A 20,057-nucleotide genomic window follows, 5' to 3' on the forward strand; every position below is an offset into this window, starting at 1 on the left:
CGCGCGGACGGGGATCACGCGCCGGCGAAATCGATCACGCCGCGAATGTTGCGGCCCTCCCGCAGGTCCGTCATCGCCTCGTTGATCTGGTCGAGCCGGTAGTGGCGGGTGACCAACTCGTCGAGTTTCACCGCGCCGGCCTGGTACATCGACAGCAGCATCGGCACGCTGGTGCGCGGATTCATCCCGCCGTACAGCGCTCCCCGCAATTGTTTGGCCGACAGCGTCATCTCCTGCAGCACCAGCGGAACCGGGGGTTCAGTGAACGGGGTGATGCCGGTGAGCACGCAAACGCCGCCCTTGCGCAGCAGCGCCATCGCCAACGGCAGCAGGTCGACGTGCACCACGCCGGGGCAGATCACCACGCGGTCGGCCATCAGGCCGGCGGTGATCTCATTGACCAGCGGTATCGCGTCCTGTGCGGAGGCGGCGGTGTGGGTGGCGCCGAAGATCTTGGCCGAATCCCGTTTGGAATCAATGGGATCCACGGCGACGACGTACTTCGCGCCGACGGCGCGCGCGCCTTGCAGGGCGTTCATCCCGACACCGCCGGCGCCGATGACGACGACGGTGTCACCGGGTTCGGTGCCGGCCGATATCGTCGCGGAACCCCAGCCGGTGCTGACCCCGCAGGAGACGAGCGACGCGGCATGGAACGGGATCGCGTCGTCGATCTTGATGACCGACCGCTCCGACAGCACCGCGTACTCGGCGAACGTGCCGAGTTGCCCGTAGGCCAACAGGTCTTCGTCGCCCAGGTGCCGGCGGCACGTTCCGTCGGTGGGCATCTCCCGGACGAACAGGCTCGCGCCGATGTCGCAGATGTAGCTCTGGCCGTTCACGCAGAAGCGGCAACTGCCGCACGCCGGAATGAACGACAGCGCAACATGATCGCCCGGCCGCACCGACGTCACGCCGGGCCCGACTTCTTCGACGACACCGGCACCTTCGTGGCCACCGAGCAGCGGGAACCAGTCCGGCGCCGGCTGGCCGCTGGCGGCGACCGCCTCGGCCGTCGGGACCACGTCGCCGGTGAACAGGTGGTCGTCGGAGTGGCAGATTCCGGCGACGGCCATCCGCACCATCACCTCGCCCGCGTGCGGCGGGTCCAGCTCGATCTCGCGGATCTCCCAGTCCCGGCCGACCCCGCGGATGACAGCGGCGCGACACTTCATTTGCGACCTCCCTTGATTTTCCTGGCGTATGGGCTCAGTGCGCGAGACTGGCGCGCAGTTCACGCTTGAGCACCTTGCCGTAGCTGTTTTTCGGTAGCTCGTCGACGAATTCGTACCGCTTGGGCCGTTTGAAGCGGGCGATGCGCTCCAGCAGATGCGCGTCGAGCGCCGCGGGTTCGACCGCGCCCACGATGAAGGCGACCACGATCTCGCCCCACTCGGCGTCGGGGGTGCCCACCACACACGCCTCGGCGACGTCGGGGTGTTCGAGCAGGACCTCCTCCACCTCGCGGGGGTAGATGTTGCTGCCGCCGCTGATGACGACGTCCTTCGACCGGTCGCGCAGGGTAAGAAACCCGCGCGCGTCGAACGAGCCCATGTCTCCGGTGTAGAGCCAGCCGTCCTTGAGCGCGGCGCGGGTGGCTTCGGGGTTTTTCCAGTACCCGGCCATCACCGCGTCTCCGCGACAAACGATTTCGCCGATCTCGCCCGGCGGCACCGGGCGGCCGTCCGTGCCCAGCACCGCGACCTCCATCCCCGATCGCGCGTAACCGACCGAGCCCAGGATCGCGTCGTCGCCCGATTCGTGGTCGGCGCGCCGTAGCCCGGTGATGGTCATCGGTGACTCGCCCTGCCCGTAGATCTGCGCGAAGATCGGTCCGAACGCCGCGATCGCCTTGCGCAGGCTGTCGACGTACATGGGCCCGCCGCCGTAGACGATCGTCGCGAGGTTGGCCGGACGGGCCCGGCCCGTATCGACGAGCCGTTGCACCATCGTCGGGGCCAGAAAGGCGCTGGCGGTCGGGTGGTGCTCGCAGAGGTCCAGGAATTCGCCGGGATCGAATGCGCCCGAGGTGGGCAGTATTTGGCGGGCGCCGCGCAGTACGTACGGAAGGATGTAGAGGCCGGAGCCGTGCGACATCGGTGCCGCGTGTACCAGGCTGCAGTGCTCGTCGGGCGCATCGATGTCGGCCAGATGCGCGACCGTCATCGCCGTGAGGTTGCGATGGGTCAGCATCGCTCCCTTGGACCGGCCGGTGGTGCCGCTGGTGTAGAACAGCCATGCCAGCGCCGACGGATCGGCGTGCGGAAGCGCCGACGGATCGGCGGCAAACCGCCGCGAATAGTCCTCGGAATCAATGGTTTCCGTCGCCACCGTGGTCATCGGCGCGAGCTCGGCACCGATCGCCGACGAGGCGAACACCCGTGACGCTCCAGCGTCGTCGAGGATCTGAACCATCTCACGCGGATGCAGCTTGTAGTTGATCGGGACGACGACGCATTCGGCGGCCCAGGTACCGAACATCAATTCGATGATCTCGGGGCGGTTGTGGGTCGCGATCGCGATGCGGGCACCCGTGTCATGCTGCTGCCGGATCGACGCGGCCAGGCGTAAGGACCGGTCGCGCAACTCGATCCAGGTGCACACCCGCCGGTCGCCGAGGTAGACCGCACCGCGATCGGGGAATCGGCTCGCGGCCTGATCGAGCAGCGCGAACAGATTCATCGCTCGACCCACTGTGCCGCCAGCGCCGACTCCGAGAGATACTTCGTCGAACTCCAGCCGCCGTCGACGACGATCGTCTGGCCGTTGATGAAGCTTCCGCCCGGCGAGCACAGGAATGCGACGGTGCTGGCGATGTCGTCGATGCGGCCCAGCCGCTGGTGCGGCGTCATCTCGGTGTTGATCTTGCGGAATCGCTCATCCTGCAAACGCTTTTCGATCATCGGAGTCACGGTCACCCCGGGCGCGACCGCGTTGCAGCGGATGCCGGACGCGCCGTACTGGCAGGCGATGTGAGTGGTCAGCGCGGTCAGCCCGCCCTTGGCGGCGGAGTAGGCGCCGCCGCGCAGGCCGCCGACGACCGCGAAGGTCGATGTCACGTTGACGATCGCCGATCCGGGAACCATGTGCGGCAACACCTCTCGCGAAAGCCGAAACGGCGCCCTCAGCATCAACCCCAGGAAGTAGTCCAGCGTTTCGTCGTCGGTTTCGTGCAGCGGCTTGGGGCTGCCCACGCCGGCATTGTTGATCAGGAAGTCGATGTGACCCCACCGGTCGACCGCGAGGTCCACGATGCGCCGCGGCGCGTCATCGTCGGTCAGATCGACGGCGATGGTTGCGGCGCGTTCGGGATCGCCGATGGCCGTTTCCAGCTCGGCCAGCCGATCCTTGTCGCGACCGGTGCCGACGACGGCCATGCCCATCTCGGCGAGCTTCGCCGCGCACCCCAGGCCGATACCGCTGCTCGCTCCAGTGACGATTGCGACCTGCATCTCACCCATCCTTAGTCTCCGCCTGCGTCAAGGCCGCGCGGATCTGATGCTTGAGTATCTTGCCCGCGTCGTTCTTCGGCAGGGCATCGGCGAGCACAACCCGTTCCGGTGCCTTGAATTTGGCGACGCCCTTGCTCACCAGCAGGTCGAGCAGGCTCGCGACATCCGGTGTCTGTCCGCACGCGGGCACTATCACCGCACAGGCCCGCTCGCCCGTACGGTCGTCGGGCAGCCCGACAACCGCGATCTCGGCGATGCCGGGATGGTCGGCGAGCAGGTCCTCGACCTCCTTGGCTGAGATGTTCTCGCCGCTGCGAATGATGACGTCCTTTGCCCGGCCCGTCACAACGAGATACTGGTCTTCGGAACCAGATGAGACCCAGCGGCCGAGGTCCCCGGTGCGGAAAAAGCCTGCGGCATCGAACGAATCGTCCTCGGGGTGCCGGTAGCCCAGCAGCATCTGCGGACCCCGGACGCAGATCTCCCCGTCGCCGGCGGGTGCGGCCTCGTGCGCGACCAGCTTGATCTCGGCGATTGCCGGCCTGCCGTCGGTGTCCGCCGCGCGATCCGCTTCGTCCGGGCGTGGCGCACCAACGGTCGCGACCGGCACCTCCGTGCAGCCGTACACCCGGGTGACCGCCGCGCGGTCGAAATACTGCGCGGCACGGCGGATCAACGACGGTGATACGGACGCGCCCCCGCAGATGAACACCTTCAGGTCGGGCAGGCGGGTACCGACCCGCTGCGCGGCGGACAACAGCTGTTGCAGAAACGGTGTCGCGCCCGCCATGTGGGTACACCGATGCGAGTCCATCAGGGCGACCGCCCCGGTCGCGTCCCATCGGTCCATCAGCACCGCCGTGGTGCCCAGCAGCAGCGGGCATTCGAAGGCGTATATCGAGCCGCCGATATGGGCGACCGGAGACGGCACCAGGAACGTGTCGCCGGGTTCGATCGCCCAGTGGTCGCGGATCTGGCAGATGAGCGCGTGCATCGAATTATGGGTATGCAGGACGCCTTTCGGCCGGCTCGTGGTGCCCGACGTGTACAGGATCATCCGGACGGCGTCGGGATCCAGCGCCGGCAGGGCCACGTCCCGCGACGGCGGCTCCAGCAGGGCCGCATACGGTGTGTGCGGCCCTGCGTCACCGCGTAGCACCACCACCTCGGGTGCCCGGTCCATTGTGGCCCTCATGCGCTCCAGCATGTCAACGTAGTCATGCTCGCCGTATCGCTGTGGAACGAAAACCATTGCTGTGCCTGCGTCTTGGAGGATATAGCGAAGGTCGTGGTCGCGCAGCGACGGCAGGATGGGGTTCACCACCATGCCGGCCAGCGTTGCCGCCAGGTAAATGACGGCGCTCTCGTGCCAGTTCGGCAGCATGAACGACACGACACTACCCGGGGGCATGCGGGCCAACAGGGCTCCGGCCAGCGCGCTGGCCTGAGCGTCCAGCGTGGCGCAGTCGAGACGAATGTCGTTGTCCACCAGAATCGTTCGGTGCGGCGATTGCGCCGCAGCGGCGCGCAGCGCATCGGCCAGCGTCGTGCGCACCCACAATCCGCGCCGGTATGCCTCCGGCGCGTGCGGCGCATCCTGGGCGGTCCGGGCGATCACCGCGACCTCATCTCGGGCGGCCTATTCGTCCACGCGACGCATGGTCATCGCGTACCGGAACCTCGACGACAGGTGGGTGTTGATCGTCACCTGGGCCACCTCACCGTCGGAGGTCGTGTAGGTGCGCCGCATCTGCAGCGCGGCCGTGCCCGCTTCCACTCCGAGACCGTCGGCCAGTTCGGGGGACAGCAGGACGGCGGCGATCTCCTGGTGCAGCTGGGCGACGCTCACGCCGAAGAGGTCCTCGATCAACGGGAATATCGGGCCGGCGTGGCGTTGCAGCAGCCTACCCACCGCGGCGAAACTCCGGTTGATGTAGTACTCCGTGCGGCACAGTGGGACCGGCGCATCGTCGGCCTGCCGGTAGCCGCGCACCGACAGCCACTGGCTGCCCACTTCGAGGCCGGTCCGGGCGGCGAGGTCGTGGTCGATCGTCACCATTGCGTTGGATTCGATGGTCAGCTGCGCGCCGGCCGCGAACGCCAGCAGGTCGTCGATCGACATCGCGTCCTGGGCATAGGAACTCGATGCAGGGCGGGGAACCACCCGGGTGCCCGCGCGCGGCCGGGAGGCCACCAGGTTGTCCTCGCGCAGCCGGCGCAGCGCCTCACGAATGGTGTAGCGGCTCACCGCAAAGCGCTCACACAGTTGGTGTTCGGTGGGCAACTGCGAACCCACCGGGTACACGCCGTCGACGATCTCCTTGCGCAGCGTGCGCGCAATCTGCAGGTAGCGGTGGTCGCCCGCGATCGCTTGGGGCATCACGGCCCGCCCGGTGCCGGGCGCAACGCCAGCACGCTGCCGTCGCCGTCGGCCGAGATGTACAGCGTCCCGTCGTCCGCGGCGGCGATGCCCGCGAAGGGGCCCTGCGGACCGGAGAACGGCGGCATGCCGCGCAGCGGCTTGGGTGTCACGCCGGGCGGGGGGCCGACCGGCAGCCCGGCGGCGATCGTCCGCCGCGCGTTGGTGCCCAGATCGACCGCGATCAACTCCTTGGCTCCGGCATCGACGATGTAGAGCACACCACCGCGGACCAGAATGCCTTGCGGGCGTTGTAGATCCGCGACAACGGTGTCCGAACCCGACCCGCTGGCCCTGATCACCCGGCCCGCCCCGGCCTCGGCCACCAGGCACGACCCGTCCGCATCGATCGCGACGCCCACTGGTTCACGCAGGTCGGTCGCCAGCACCTCGACACCACCCGATTGCAGCGACAGCACCCGCCCGGTGCCCAGCTCGGCGAACACCACGCCACTCGCGCTCACCGCGACGCCGTAGAGCTGGTCGAAACCGTCTGCGAGCACCTCGGTTTCGCTCGCCTCCGGCCGGTAACGGGCGACCTGGCCGCCGGACGTGGTGACGACGAATTCGTCGGGCCCGCTGGCCGCGACGCCGCGCAGGAACCCGGGATAGCCGGGGCTGAACAACATTCCCGCGGTGTGCAGGGACCCGTCGGGCAGGGCGACGTAGAAGTACGTGCCGTCGGCGATGTAGAGCCGGCCGTCGTGGCCCACCGCCAGGTCCAGCGGCCAGTTCAGGCCGCCAGCCAGCACGGATCGCGCCGTGCCGTCGGGCGATATCTCGGTGATCTCGCCGGTGAAGTTGGACACGAACAGCCGGTCGCCGACGAAGGTGCAGTTGTCCAGGCCCGGAGTCAGCTGGGCGAGCAGGCGTTGTTCGCCGCTACGCGGATCGATGCGCAGCACCTGGCCGCTGGCCACCTGCGTCGACACGATGTGGCCGTGCGCGTCGAACTTGACCGAGTCGGGCACACCGAGATTGCCCGCCACGCACTGCGGTTCGCCACCTTCGGGGTCGATGCGCCAGATCTCGTTGGCGCCCATCACCGGGAAATACAACAGGCCGTCCGGGCCGACCTCCATCGCGTTCGGCGAGGGCACGTTGTCCAGCAGCACCCGCGGTGGTCCGCCCGCCAGGTCGAATTCCAGCAGTCGCCCGCCCACGCGGCATTCACCGATGAACAACCGGCCCTGGTGGAAGGTGATGCCGTTGGCCGACGGCACGTCGTCGCGCAGCACCCGCGTCCGGCCTCTGTTGTCGCGCACGCTCACCCGGCCGTCCATCACCTCGGTCGCGTACAGGTTGCCGTCGGCGTCGAAGGCGACGTCGTCGGGCGCCACGATGTCACCGCCCTTGGGGCTCGCGGTCACGAGTTCGCCGGTGCGGGCGTCCAGGGCGCTGATCTGGCTGCCGGTCACCTGGGCGATGTAGATGCGACCGTCCGGTCCGGTGCGCAGGCCGTTGGCGCCGAACAGCCGACTGGGCGCGGTGATCCGTTCCAATTCCCAGCCCTCGGCGACGTCGATGGGGTGCGACAGCGCATACCGCGAGGGCAGCGTCGAGATGGCCCTTGAGGTGGACATGCTCGCCGAGGTCCTTCCGTCAGCCGTTGGGCTGGACGCTATCAACTCCGGCTAGTCCAGACAATAGCTGTCGATGGCCGCCAAACCGATCTTGACAGCCAAGTCCACCGATCGGAATAGTGTTCTCCAAGGGCCAGAATGCCATATTTTGTCCGGACAAATAAGAATCGATCCCGCTGCGGGCGCCCGGGGCGATGGCGGCAGGGGAAAGCAGGTCATGGCCGATCACGAGGAACTTCTAGGGCTCGACGGCCGCGTCGTGGTGGTCTCCGGCGCCGGCGGAGGCGGCATTGGGACGACCGTCACCGCGATGACCGCCCGGGCCGGGGCCACCGTGATCGCGGTGAGCCGGTCGAAGGAAAACCTCGACGAGCACGTCGCCCCCCTGGCACAGCAGGGGCTGCCCGTGGTGCCCGTCGCGGCCGACGCGTCGACCGACGAGGGCATCGCCGCCGTGATCGACCGCGCGCGCCGCGCCGACGGCGACTTGTACGGGCTCGTCAACGTCGCCGGCGGCGCGGACCCGTCGACGTGGATGCCGTCCACCAGGGTGTCGCGCGGCGACTGGCGGAAGATCTTCGCCGACAATCTCGAAACGGCATTCTTCATGAGCCAGGCCGTCGCGGCTGAACTCGTCGCGCAGCAACGGCCGGGATCGATCGTGTCGATCTCCTCGATCAGCGGCATGAACACCGCGCCATTCCACATCGCCTACGGGACAGCCAAGGCCGCGATCACCGCGATGACGCGGACGATGGCGGTAGAGTTGGCGCAGAAGGGAATTCGGGTCAACGCCGTGGCGCCCGGCGTCACAGAGACCGCGGCCTCGCGCACCTACGTGGACGAGGACCCCGAGCGCGACCGGCAGGCGATCGCGATGGGCCGGCGCGGGCGGCCCGAGGAGCAGGCCGGCGCCATCCTCTTTCTGCTTTCGGAGCTGTCGAGCTACGTCACCGGCCAGACGCTGCTGGTCGACGGCGGCCTGGACCTCAAGTGGAGCCACCTCGGTGCCGACAACACCTCGCTGTTCTTGCATGACGAATCCTTCCGTGCGGCGATTAGGAGGTTGTGATGACCGACCTGGCCAGGGGCGCCAATCCCGAAGCAGCCGACGAACTCTCGACGCCGATGACGATCGGGGTCGAGGCGTACATCTCCGAGGACTATGCCCGCGCCGAACGCGACAAGCTGTGGCGCAAGGTCTGGCAGCAGGTCGGCCGCGTCGAGGAGCTGCCCGAGGTGGGCAGTTACCTGACCTACGACATTCTCGACGACTCGATCATCGTGGTGCGCACCGGGGAGAACGAGTTTCACGCGCACCACAACGTCTGCATGCACCGCGGCCGCCGGCTGATCGACACCCCCGAGGGTGCCAAGAATGCCTGCGCGCGAACCCGAAAGTCATTTGTCTGCGGCTTTCACGGCTGGACCTACGGCCTGGACGGCGCGTGCACCCACATCCGCGAGCAGCAGGACTGGCAGGGCGCGCTCACGCCCGACAACACCCACCTGCGACCCGTCCGGATCGACACCTGGGGTGGCTGGTTGTGGATCAACATGGACCCCGACTGTGAGCCGCTGGCCGACTTCTTGTTCCCCGCCGCAAAGATTCTCGACCCGTTCGGCCTGGAGAACATGCGCTACAAATGGCGCAAGTGGCTGTCCTTCGACTGCAACTGGAAGGTTGCGCTGGAGGCCTTCAACGAGACCTACCACGTCTACACCACGCATCCGGAATTCAATAAGTTCGGCGAGTTCAAGGGCTGGGCGAAAGCGCAAGGCAAGCACAGCAATATCGGCTACGACGCGCCCGAGGAGATGGAGGCCACCAAGTCCAAGATCCGCCTCGGCATCGGCGACGATCCTCGTGTCTCGACCGCGGAGATGCAGGTGTACACGATGGAGGAAACCAACGCCACCACCACCCAGACGCTGGTGAACGCCGCCAAGCGGCTGGTGGACGAGTTGCCCGCGGGCACACCGGCGGACAAGGTGCTCGAGCACTGGCTGGCGTCGGCGCGCCGCGATGACGAGGCGCGCGGGGTGACCTGGCCGACCATCCCCGCCGACATCCTCGGGCAGGCCGGCACCGCGTGGCAGATCTTCCCGAACTTCCAGATCGGCCAGGGCCTGACCAGCGCGCTGTGCTATGGCGCGCGGCCCCACCCCAGCTACGACCCGAACAAGTGCCTGTTCGAGGTGTCGGTCTTCGAGCTGTACCCGAAAGGCCAAGAGCCACAGACGGAGTGGGAGTACACGCCGGTCGGCGACCCCAGGTGGCGCTCGGTGCTGCCGCAGGACTTCTCCAACATGGCCGCCGTGCAGCAGGGGATGAAGTCCCTGGGCTTCCCGGGCACCAAGCCCAATCCTTACCGCGAACGCAGCACCGTCAACCTCCACCACCAACTGTCGAAGTACATGGGTACCGGCGAACCGCAGGAGCTTTGAAATACATGACAATGTTCGAGACATGCGGCCCGACGCAGACGCCCGAGGACATCGATATCCACGCGCTGCGCGCGAAGTACTTGTTCGAGCGCGATAAGCGGCTGCGTCCGGAGGGCTCGAAGCAGTATTTGGAACTCAAGGACGACTTCGCGGAATTCTCCGAGGTCGATCCGCACACGCCGGTGACGCCCCGCACACCGCTCGACGAGGACATCGACGTGGCGGTCCTCGGTGGCGGCATCACCGGTCTACTGGCGGGCGCGTACCTGAAGAAGGCGGGCGTCGACGATGTGCACATCATCGAGATGGGTGGCGACTTCGGCGGCGTCTGGTATTGGAATCGCTTCCCGGGCATTCAGTGCGACAACGACGCCTACTGCTACATCCCGATGCTGGAAGAACTCAACTACCTGCCCTCCAAGAAGTTCGCCGACGGCGCCGAAATCTACGAGCACTGTCGCCGCATCGCAAAGCATTTCGGGCTCTACGACGGCGCGATCTTCTCCACCCAGGTTCGCGAGGCGCGCTGGGACGAGACGATCAAGCGCTGGCGGTTGCGCACCAACCGCGGTGACGACATTCGCGCCAGGTTCGTGGTGATGGCCCAGGGCTCCTTCAACCGGCCGAAGCTTCCCGGCATCCCCGGCATCAAGGACTTCACCGGACACACGTTCCACTCCGCCCGCTGGGATTACGACTACACGGGCGGGGACGCCAACGGCGGACTGCACAAGCTGGGTGACAAACGTGTCGCGCTCGTCGGTACCGGTGCCACCGGCGTGCAGCTGGTGCCGCACCTGGGCCGAGATGCCAAGCACCTCTACGTGTTTCAGCGCACCCCGTCGTCGGTCGACGTGCGCGGCAACGAGCCGACGGACCCGCAGTGGGCGGCTTCGCTGCAGCCCGGCTGGCAGGAGCAACGCAAGCGCAACTTCCACCGCTGGTCCCCGCTGGGTGACGGTGCGGTGTTCGACGAACCCGATATGGTCTGCGACTTCTGGACCGAACTCGGCCGCAACCTGACCGCGCGGATCGCGGCTACCGACGATCCCACCGCACTGAGCATCGAGCAGATCATGACCTTCCGCGAGGAAGAGGATTACAAGGTCATGGAGCGCCTGCGGCGGCGCGTCGAGGAACTCGTCGACGACCCGGAGACGGCCGAAGCGCTGAAACCCTACTACCGGTTCATGTGCAAGCGGCCCTGCAGCAACGACGAATACCTGCCGACGTTCAATCGTCCCAACGTGACGCTGGTCGACGTGTCGGAATCCAAAGGCGTGGAACGGCTCACCGAGAACGGGATCGTCGCCAACGGTGTTGAGTACGAAGTCGACTGCGTCATCTTCGCCAGCGGTTTCGAGATCACCACCGATATCGGCCGCCGGTACGCGATCGATGTGATCGAGGGCCGCGGCGGACTGTCGCTCTTCGATCACTGGCGCGACAGCTACAAATCACTCCACGGGATGACCAGCCGCGGCTTCCCCAACCAGTTCTTCACCGGCTTCATCCAGGGCGGCGTGGCGGGGAATACCACCGCGATGCTCGAGCAGCAGGCCGAGCACATCGCCTACATCATTTCCGAGGCGATAGCGCGGCGCGCGACGACCGTCGAACCGAGCCAGCAAGCTCAGGACGACTGGATCCGGACGATCCGCGAAACTTCGATAGACGCATCAGAATTCGCCGTCTCCTGCACGCCCGGCTATTACAACAACGAGGGCGGCGGTGGCGGTGAGGGCATCCGCTCGGCGATCGGTGATCCCTACATGCCCGGCTTCTACGTCTTCGACGACCTGCTCAAGGAATGGCGGGCAAAAGGCGACCTAGACGGCCTGGTCCTCGGAACATAATGGCTGACTTGAGATTCGACGGCAGGGTAGCGGTCGTCACCGGGGGCGGCCGAGGGCTCGGCCGCTCCTACGCCATGCTGCTGGCCTCGCGCGGGGCGAAGGTGGTGGTCAACGACGCCGGTGGCAACCTCGACGGCGACGGGACCGACGACGGGCCGGCCGAGCACGTGGTCGCCGAGATCACCGCGGGCGGGGGAGAGGCCGTCGCCTGCAGCGCGTCGGTGGCCACGCCCGAAGGCGGGCAGGAGATCATCCAGGCGGCTGTCGACAACTTCGGTCGGATCGACATCCTGATTCACAACGCGGGCAACGTCCGTCGCGGCTCGCTCAAGGAGATGAGCTACGAGGACTTCGACGCCGTGCTCGACGTGCACCTGCGCGGTGCCTTCCACGTGGTGCGGCCGGCCTTTCCGCTGATGTGCGAGGCGGGCTACGGGCGCGTCGTGCTGACGTCGTCGATCGGCGGCCTGTACGGAAACCACAACGTGGCCAACTACGCGGCCGCCAAGGCGGGCGTGATCGGGTTGTCCAACGTCGTCGCGCTCGAAGGCGCCGCCGAGGGCGTGCGATGCAACGCGATCGTGCCGGCCGCGGTGACGCGGATGGCCGAAGGCATCGACACCTCGGCCTACCCGCCGATGGGTGTGGAACTCGTTGCGCCGGTCGTGGGCTGGCTCGCGCACGAAACCTGTTCGGTGACCGGCGAATTGTTCATCGCGCTGGCGGGTCGCGTGGCGCGGGCGGTCATCGTGGAGAGCCCGGGGGTGAGCCGGCCTTCGTGGACCGTCGAGGATGTCGGCAGCCACCTGGACGCGATCCGGTACGTCGACGCGCCACTCATTTTTCCGGTCGTCCCGGACGGACACAACGAGCACATCCGCTACAGCTTCGAACTGGCTCAGAGGTCAAACGAACTACATAGCTCTACCGACCAAGGAGCGCTTAATGGCTAGCCCGACGGGCCCGATGGCCGGTGTGCGCGTGATCGACCTCACCGCGATGGTGATGGGCCCATACTGCACGCAGATCATGGCCGACATGGGCGCCGACGTGATCAAAGTCGAACCGCCACAAGGGGATAACACCCGCTACATCTCGGTGGGGCCGGCGCCCGGCATGAGCGGGGTGTTCGTCAACGTCAACCGCGGCAAGCGCAGCATCGTGCTGGACCTGCAGACCGACGCGGGAACGCGCGCGTTGCGAGCCCTGGTGCAGACCGCGGACGTGTTCATCCACTCGATGCGGGCCAAGGCGATCGCCAAGCTCGGCTTCGGCTACGACGACGTCGCCGCGATCAATCCCGCTGTCGTCTATACCAATTGCTATGGATACGGGCGACGCGGGCCCGACCGCGACCGCCCCGCCTACGACGACACGATCCAGGCAGAATGCGGCCTGCCGGCGGTGCAACAGCAACTGACCGGCGAGGCCGACTACGTCGGAACCATCATGGCCGACAAGATCGCCGGTCTGACGGCGCTGTACGCGACGACGATGGCGCTGTTCCACCGCGAGCGCACCGGACAGGGGCAGGAAGTCGAGGTCGCCATGTTCGAAACCATGGCTTCGTTCATGCTCGTCGAACACGCCAACGGCGCCCTGTTCGACCCCCCGCTGGGACCGGCGGTGTATCCGCGCACCGTGGCGCCCAACCGCCGGCCGTACCGCACCAGCGACGGCTACATCGCCGCGCTGATCTACAACGACAAGCACTGGAACGCCTTCATGAAAGCCGTTCAGCCACCGTGGGCCAGCGAGCTGTACTCGACGCTGGAACAGCGCGCCCGCGAGATCGACACCGTCTACGGGCTGGTCGCCGAGACCATGAAGGAGCGGACCACCGCCGAGTGGCTGCAGCTGTTGCGTGAACTTGAGATTCCGGCCGCGCCGCTGAACACGCCCGGCGCGCTCTTCGACGACCCGCATCTCAACGCCGTCGGCATGTTCGAAACGGTGGACAGTCCGCACGGGCCGGTGCGCTTCCCCGGCGTACCCACCTGGTTCTCCCAGACACCGGGGCGCGTTGCCGGGCCCGCGCCCGAACTCGGCGCAGACACCGCAGCCGTCCTCGACGAGCTGGGGCTGGCCGTCGACGCGAACCCGGGATGACGCTTACCCATCGAAATATGTTGTGAATGAAGGAGTTTCCTACAATGGCCGTGCCCGTCTACAAACGCATCCTCGACCTGTTCGAGGCCGAGGGCGTGAACACGATCTTCGGTATCCCCGACCCGAACTTCGTGCACATGTTCGCCGAGGCCGACGCCCGCGGGTGGTCGGTGGTCGCGCCGCATCACGAGCTGAGCGCGGGCTTCATGGCCGAGGCCGCGTCGCGCATGACGGGCAAGCCAGGTCTGTGCATCGGCACCCTCGGCCCGGGCATGGCCAACATCGCCGGAGCGATCCAGTGCGCGCTGGTGGAGAACTCGCCGGTGATCTTCCTCGGCGGGCAGCGGGCCCGGGTCACCGAGCGCCGGGTCCGGCGCGGGCGCATCCAATTCGTCCAGCAGGAACCGCTTTTCGCCGCGTCGGTGAAGTACAGCAGCTCGATCGAATACGCCGACCAGACCGACGAGATCATCCATGAGGCCATCCGCAAATCGATGTCCGGCACCCCGGGCCCGTCCTACGTCGAGTTCCCGTCGCACGTCATCCTCGAGGAACTCGACGTCGGCGCCGCGCCGAGCCCCTCGGCCTACCGGCTGGTCAACCAGGGCGCCGGTACCCGCGAGGTGGCCGAGGCGGTGAAGCTGATCCGCGAAGCCAAGAGCCCGGTCCTGCTGGTCGGTCACGGCGTGCACACAACCCGGACCCAACAAGAGGTCAAAGAGCTGGCCGAGCTGATGGCCTGCCCGGTGATCCAGACCTCCGGTGGCACCTCCTTCATCCCCGGTCTCCAGGAGCGAACATTCCCTTACCTGTTCTCCCCGGCCGCCAATGAGGCGGTCGAGGAATCCGACCTGTGCGTCGCGCTGGGTACCGAGCTGGGCGAGCCCATGCACTACGGTCGCACCCAGCATTGGGCCGGCAACGACGCGAACCGCAAATGGGTGCTCGTGGAGCAGGACCCGACGGCCATCGGCGTGAACCGCCCGGTCGACGTGGCGCTGGTGGGCGACCTGCGCGGCGTGGTGCCGCAGCTGGTCTCCGCGCTCAAAGATTCTCCGCGCCAACCAGCGCCCGCGCTGCAGGCCCTGATCGACAAGGATGCCAAAGAGCTTGCGGACATGGCGGAATCCGCACCCTCTGGACGCTCGCCGATCCACCCGGCGCGCTACGTCGTCGAGGCCACCAAGGCGTTCAACGACCTCGAGGACGGCATCATGGTGCGCGACGGCGGCGCGACCGTGATCTTCCAATGGACCTACTCGCAGTCCAAGCCGCGCGACGTCATCTGGAACCAGAACTTCGGCCACCTCGGCACCGGGCTGCCGTACGCGGTCGGGGCCTCGGTCGCCGAGGGCGGCAAGCGCCCGGTGATGCTGCTGACCAGCGACTCGGCGTTCCTGTTCCACATCGCCGAGTTGGAAACCGCGGTGCGGCAAAACCTTCCGCTGGTGTGCGTGGTGGGCGTCGACCACCAGTGGGGCCTCGAGGTGGGCGTCTACAAGCGCACCTTCGCCCAGCCGTCGCCGCAGCCGGGAGTGCACTGGAGCAAGGACGTCCGGATGGACAAGGTCGCCGAGGGTTTCGGTTGCCACGGTGAGTACGTCGAGAAGGAATCCGAGATCGGCCCGGCGATCGCTCGCGCCTACGCCAGTGGCAAAGTCGGTGTAGTGCACGTGTGCATCGACCCCAAGGCCAACTCCGAGGAGATGCCCAAGTACGACCGATTCCGCACCTGGTATGCCGAAGGCACTCAGTAAGAAAAGGATGATGGCATGCGCGAATACCTGAAGTTCTACATCGACGGACAGTGGGTCGACCCGGTGCGCCCCAACGCCTTCGACGTCGAGAACCCGGCAACCGAACAGGTTTCCGGGAAGATCTCGCTGGGATCGGCGGCCGACGTGGACGTCGCCGTCAACGCCGCCCGGCGGGCCTTCGCCGGCTGGTCGCAGAGCACCCGCGAGCAGCGCCTGGACCTGCTGCAGGCCATCCTCGCCGAGTACCAGAAGCGTGCGGACGACATCGCCGCGGCGATCACCGAGGAGATCGGCGCGCCGCCGTCGCTGGCGGCGGGGCCGCAGGTCTTTCTGGGGATCGGTCACCTGACGACGGCCATCGACGCGCTGAAGAACTTCCCGTTCGAAGAGCAGCGCGGGCAGACGCTGATCGCCAAGGAGCCCATCGGCGTCTGCGGTCTGATCACACCATGGAACTGGCCGATCAACCAGGTCGCGGTCAAGGTCTACCCGGCGCTGGCGACCGGCTGCACCGTCGTCCTGAAACCGTCTGAGGTGGCGCCGTATTCGCCTTACATCTTCGCCGAGGTCCTCGAGGCCGCCGGCGTACCGGCCGGGGTGTTCAACTTGGTCAACGGCGACGGCGCGGGCGTGGGCGCGGCCCTGGCGGCCCACCCCGACATCGACATGGTGTCGTTCACCGGTTCCACGCGCGCCGGCATCGAGGTGGCCAGGAACGCCGCCGCGACGGTCAAGCGCGTGACTCAGGAACTCGGCGGCAAGAGCCCCAACATCGTCCTCGACGACAGTGCTTTTGCCCAGAGCGTGACCGCCGGCGTGGCCAACATGATGCCCAACTCGGGGCAGAGCTGTAACGCGCCGTCGCGCATGCTGGTGCCGAATTCCCGCATGGACGAGGCGATTACCATCGCGCGCGCGGTGGCCGAGCAAGTCCAGGTGGGTAACCCCGACGACGCCAGGGCGATCGGCCCGGTGGCGTCCAGGGCCCAGTTCGAGAAGGTGCAGCGCCTGATCCAGCAGGGCATCGACGAGGGCGCGACCGTGGCGGCGGGCGGCCCGGGCCGGCCGGACGGGCTGGATCAGGGTTACTACGTCAAGCCGACCGTCTTCGCGCACGTCACCAACGACATGACGATCGCGCGCGAGGAGATCTTCGGGCCGGTGCTGTGCATCCTCGGCTACGACGACCTGGACCAGGCCGTCGAGATCGCCAACGACACCGAATACGGCCTCGCCGGCTACGTTTCGGGGGCCGACCTGGACAAGGCTCGCGAGGTGGCGCGCAAGATCCGCGCGGGGTGGGTGACGATCAATCACGCGTTCGACATGAACGCGCCGTTCGGCGGCTACAAGCGCAGCGGCAACGGCCGCGAATGGAGCGCGTTCGCGTTCGAGGAGTACCTGGAAGTCAAGAGCACCCTGGGCTACGCCCCTGACAAGGCCTGACGCGCCGGGCCGAAATCCGAACGCAGCGCGGCGAAAAACACCGCGCGTGTCCTCCACCTGATCCTGCGCGCCCGCCTCTAGGCTGGCTTGCTGAACTCAACAGGAGGGGCAGCGACGTATCGGCATCAACCATGGCGCCGGGCGAGATGGTAGTTACGGCGCGCTGACAGCAAGCACCGAGCCGGGCGGGTCTCACCCCGCACCGGCTCGTCGTACTCGGCCCCGATGGGTCGCCCCCATGCGCCGCGTCGGCCGGCTGGCGATCTGGGACCGGCCGGAACGGGCCAGCGGTATCCCGGCACTCGACGGACTGCGCGCGATCGCGGTCGCGCTGGTGCTTATCGGGCACGGTGGCATCCCCGGCGTCAGCGGCGGATTCATCGGCGTCGACGTCTTTTTCGTCCTCAGCGGATTCCTGATCACCTCGCTGCTGCTCGACGAGCTGGGGCGCACCGGCCGTATCGAGCTGACCGGCTTCTGGATCCGGCGCGCCCGGCGACTGCTGCCCGCGCTGGTGCTGATGGTGCTCACCGTGGCCGCGGCCCGCCAGCTGCTGCCCGACCGGTCGCTGACCGGGCTGCGCGACGACGCCATCGCCGCGTTCGTGTGGATGGCGAACTGGCGGTTCGTCGCCCAGAAGACCGACTACTTCACCCAGGGTGCGCCGCCCTCGCCGCTGCAGCACACCTGGTCGCTCGGGGTCGAGGAGCAGTACTACTTCATCTGGCCGGTGCTGCTCATCGCGGTCACCCTGCTGCTCGCCGCCCGCGCCAGGCGCCGCTCGAGTCGGGCCACGGTCGGCGGTGTGCGGTTCGCCACGTTCCTGATCGCCACCGTGGGCGCGCTGGCCTCGGCTGCGCTCGCCGTCGTCATGGCATCGGATGGCACCCGCGACCGGATCTACTTCGGCACCGACACCCGCGCGCAGGCGTTGCTGGTCGGCGCCGCGTCGGCCGCACTGCTGGTGCGGGACTGGCCGTCGATGAACCGCGGCTGGTGCATGATCCGTACCCGATGGGGACGCCGGGTCGCCCGTGTCCTGCCGCTGCTCGGGCTGGCGGGGCTGGCGGCGGCGACGCACTACGCGACCGGCGCCAGCGGCGAATTCCGGCACGGCCTGCTGATCGGGGTCGCGATCGCGGCGGTGATCGTGATCGCACCCGTCGCGCTGGAGCAGCGCGGCCTCGTCGCCCGCGCGCTCGCGTTGCGCCCGCTGGTGTGGCTGGGCACCATCTCCTACGGCGTCTACCTGTGGCATTGGCCAATCTTCTTGGCGCTCAACGGCGAACGCACCGGATGGTCCGGACTGCCGTTGTTCGCCGCGCGGTGCGGCGCCACGCTGGTGCTGGCCGCCGCATCGTATTGGCTGCTCGAACAACCCATCCGGCGCTGGCGACCGGCCCGGGTGCCGCTGCTGCCACTGGCGGCCGCGACGGTGGCCAGCGCCGCCGCGGTGACGCTGCTGGTGGTACCGGTCGGCACCGGGCCCGGTCTGCGCGAGGTCGGCCTGCCGCCCGGGGTCTCGGCCGTCGCGGCGGTCTCGCCGTCACCACCCGGCGCCGGCCGGCCCCGAGATGCCAACCGGCCGTTCACCGTTTCGGTGTTCGGCGATTCGATCGGGTGGACATGGATGCACTACCTGCCCCCCACACCAGGATTCACGTTCCTCGACCACACCGTCATCGGATGCAGCCTGGTGCGTGGCACGCCGTACCGCTACATCGGCCAGACCCTCGAGCAGCGATCCGAATGCGACGGCTGGCCGATTCGCTGGTCGAGGCAGGTCAGCCAGGATCAGCCGGACGTCGCGCTGCTGGTCATCGGGCGTTGGGAGACGGTGGACCGGGTCAACGAGGGCCAGTGGACCCACATCGGCGACCCGACGTTCGACGCCTACCTCAACGGTGAGCTCGAACGGGCGTTGACCATCGTGGGCGGCACCGGTGTGCACGTGGTGGTCGCGACCGTCCCCTACAGCAGGGGCGGTGAAAAGCCGGACGGCCGGCTCTATCCCGAGGACCAGCCGGACCGGGTCAACCTGTGGAACACCATGTTGCGCAAGACGGTCAGCCACCACCCGAATGTGGCGATCCTCGACCTGAACAAGAAGCTGTGCCCCGACGGCGTCTACACCGCCAAGGTCGACGGCATCAAGGTGCGCAGCGACGGCGTCCACCTGACCCCCGAAGGGGTGAAGTGGCTGACGCCGTGGCTCGAGGAATCGTTGCGGTAGTCCTAACCGCTTGTGCGGCAGCTGATCTCCATGCTGTCGCTGTCGCGAACCTGGAAGTTGAAGCTCACGTAGCCGTTCTCGGGGTTGCGTACCCTCTCCAGATAGGGAGCCATGTCGGCCGAGCTGGCGTTGTCGGCGATGACCAGCACACCGGGCGACAGCCGCGGTTCCAGCAGCTCGAGCACGGGCAGGTACAGGTCCTTCCAGCCGTCGAGCAAGACGAAATCGACCGGCCCCGGCACCTCCGCCAGCGTGGACAGCGCATCGCCTTCGAGGATGGTGATGACGTCGTCCAGGCCGGTCTCGGCGAACGTCTGCTTGGCCGCGGCGATCTTGGTCTCGCTGAGTTCGGTGGTCACCACCCGGCCGGTGCCGTTGTCGCGCACCGCGGCGGCCAGGTGGACGGCGGAAATGCCGAAAGACATCCCGAATTCGACGATGGTCGCCGGGCGGGTGGCGCGCACCAGTGAATACAACAGCCGGCCGGCTTCCGGCGTCACCGGGATGTAGAACTCGCTCATCGCCTCGGCCCGCTCCTGCGCGGTCATCGGCCGATCGAACGTGCCGCGCCGCTCGCGCAACAGCGACATCTGGTTTTTCGACTCGGCGTACATGCGGCCGAGCGTCGAAGCGACCCGGGCATCCTGCAACGTTGTGGTCATGGCATCGAGCCTAGGTGTACTCGGCTAAGACGTTGTTGACAGTCGGCTGATCGGAGGGTGGCCTCCGAGTGCTGAGTGGCGTCGTTGATTGT

Annotated in this window: 15 protein-coding genes; 8 read left to right on the forward strand and 7 right to left on the reverse strand. The window is 67.5% G+C overall.

The annotated features are described in order from the left end of the window. Nucleotides 1-14: 14 nt before the first annotated feature. Genes ACYQ8K_RS20855 through ACYQ8K_RS20880 form a run of 6 tightly spaced genes read right to left on the reverse strand, consistent with a single transcriptional unit; the run spans nt 15 to nt 7,454 of the window. Entirely contained in the window at nt 15-1,175 is a 1,161-nt protein-coding gene (locus tag ACYQ8K_RS20855) for an NDMA-dependent alcohol dehydrogenase (protein WP_459971967.1), read from the reverse strand. 34 nt (nt 1,176-1,209) lie between these two features. Beyond that, entirely contained in the window at nt 1,210-2,682 is a 1,473-nt protein-coding gene (locus tag ACYQ8K_RS20860; RefSeq protein WP_459971968.1) for an acyl-CoA synthetase, read from the reverse strand. Next, on the reverse strand, nt 2,679-3,461 hold the full coding sequence (locus tag ACYQ8K_RS20865) for an SDR family NAD(P)-dependent oxidoreductase (RefSeq protein ID WP_459971970.1): 783 nt from the start codon (nt 3,459-3,461) through the stop codon (nt 2,679-2,681). Before ACYQ8K_RS20865 ends, ACYQ8K_RS20860 begins: the two co-directional genes overlap by 4 nt. Then, nucleotides 3,454-5,070 carry an AMP-binding protein gene (locus ACYQ8K_RS20870; protein ID WP_459971972.1) on the reverse strand — a complete coding sequence of 539 codons (1,617 nt, stop codon included), beginning with the start codon at nt 5,068-5,070 and terminating at the stop codon, nt 3,454-3,456. The genes ACYQ8K_RS20865 and ACYQ8K_RS20870 overlap by 8 nt, the downstream gene beginning before the upstream one ends. Nucleotides 5,071-5,091: 21 nt before the next feature. Then, complete coding sequence (locus tag ACYQ8K_RS20875; protein ID WP_459971973.1) at nt 5,092-5,832, reverse strand: GntR family transcriptional regulator; 741 nt, start codon at nt 5,830-5,832, stop codon at nt 5,092-5,094. Then, nucleotides 5,832-7,454: an SMP-30/gluconolactonase/LRE family protein gene (locus tag ACYQ8K_RS20880; RefSeq protein WP_459971975.1), complete on the reverse strand. Its 1,623-nt coding sequence runs from the start codon at nt 7,452-7,454 to the stop codon at nt 5,832-5,834. The genes ACYQ8K_RS20875 and ACYQ8K_RS20880 overlap by 1 nt, the downstream gene beginning before the upstream one ends. Nucleotides 7,455-7,671: 217 nt before the next feature. On the opposite strand from ACYQ8K_RS20880, the gene ACYQ8K_RS20885 reads away from it, so the two are divergent. From ACYQ8K_RS20885 to ACYQ8K_RS20920, 8 genes are all read left to right on the forward strand, one after another. Beyond that, entirely contained in the window at nt 7,672-8,526 is an 855-nt protein-coding gene (locus ACYQ8K_RS20885; RefSeq protein ID WP_459971976.1) for an SDR family NAD(P)-dependent oxidoreductase, read from the forward strand. Next, nucleotides 8,526-9,902, forward strand: coding sequence for an aromatic ring-hydroxylating oxygenase subunit alpha (locus ACYQ8K_RS20890; RefSeq protein WP_459971978.1), 1,377 nt, complete (start codon nt 8,526-8,528; stop codon nt 9,900-9,902). The genes ACYQ8K_RS20885 and ACYQ8K_RS20890 overlap by 1 nt, the downstream gene beginning before the upstream one ends. 5 nt (nt 9,903-9,907) lie before the next feature. Next, on the forward strand, nt 9,908-11,758 hold the full coding sequence (locus ACYQ8K_RS20895; RefSeq protein ID WP_459971980.1) for a flavin-containing monooxygenase: 1,851 nt from the start codon (nt 9,908-9,910) through the stop codon (nt 11,756-11,758). Continuing rightward, on the forward strand, nt 11,758-12,711 hold the full coding sequence (locus tag ACYQ8K_RS20900; protein ID WP_459971982.1) for an SDR family NAD(P)-dependent oxidoreductase: 954 nt from the start codon (nt 11,758-11,760) through the stop codon (nt 12,709-12,711). The genes ACYQ8K_RS20895 and ACYQ8K_RS20900 overlap by 1 nt, the downstream gene beginning before the upstream one ends. 13 nt (nt 12,712-12,724) lie before the next feature. Next, nucleotides 12,725-13,867 carry a CaiB/BaiF CoA transferase family protein gene (locus ACYQ8K_RS20905; protein WP_459971995.1) on the forward strand — a complete coding sequence of 381 codons (1,143 nt, stop codon included), beginning with the start codon at nt 12,725-12,727 and terminating at the stop codon, nt 13,865-13,867. Between the two features lie 44 nt (nt 13,868-13,911). Beyond that, entirely contained in the window at nt 13,912-15,624 is a 1,713-nt protein-coding gene (locus ACYQ8K_RS20910; RefSeq protein ID WP_459971984.1) for a thiamine pyrophosphate-binding protein, read from the forward strand. 15 nt (nt 15,625-15,639) lie between these two features. Next, a complete protein-coding gene (locus tag ACYQ8K_RS20915; RefSeq protein ID WP_459971986.1) occupies nt 15,640-17,070 on the forward strand; it encodes an aldehyde dehydrogenase family protein in 1,431 nt (476 codons plus the stop codon). Between the two features lie 238 nt (nt 17,071-17,308). Continuing rightward, complete coding sequence (locus tag ACYQ8K_RS20920; protein ID WP_459971988.1) at nt 17,309-19,303, forward strand: DUF459 domain-containing protein; 1,995 nt, start codon at nt 17,309-17,311, stop codon at nt 19,301-19,303. Nucleotides 19,304-19,305: 2 nt separating this feature from the next. Here ACYQ8K_RS20920 and ACYQ8K_RS20925 read toward each other — a convergent pair whose 3' ends face one another. Continuing rightward, on the reverse strand, nt 19,306-19,965 hold the full coding sequence (locus ACYQ8K_RS20925; RefSeq protein WP_459971989.1) for an O-methyltransferase: 660 nt from the start codon (nt 19,963-19,965) through the stop codon (nt 19,306-19,308). Between the last annotated feature and the right edge of the window lie 92 nt (nt 19,966-20,057).

This window comes from Mycobacterium sp. MUNTM1 (assembly GCF_054660795.1).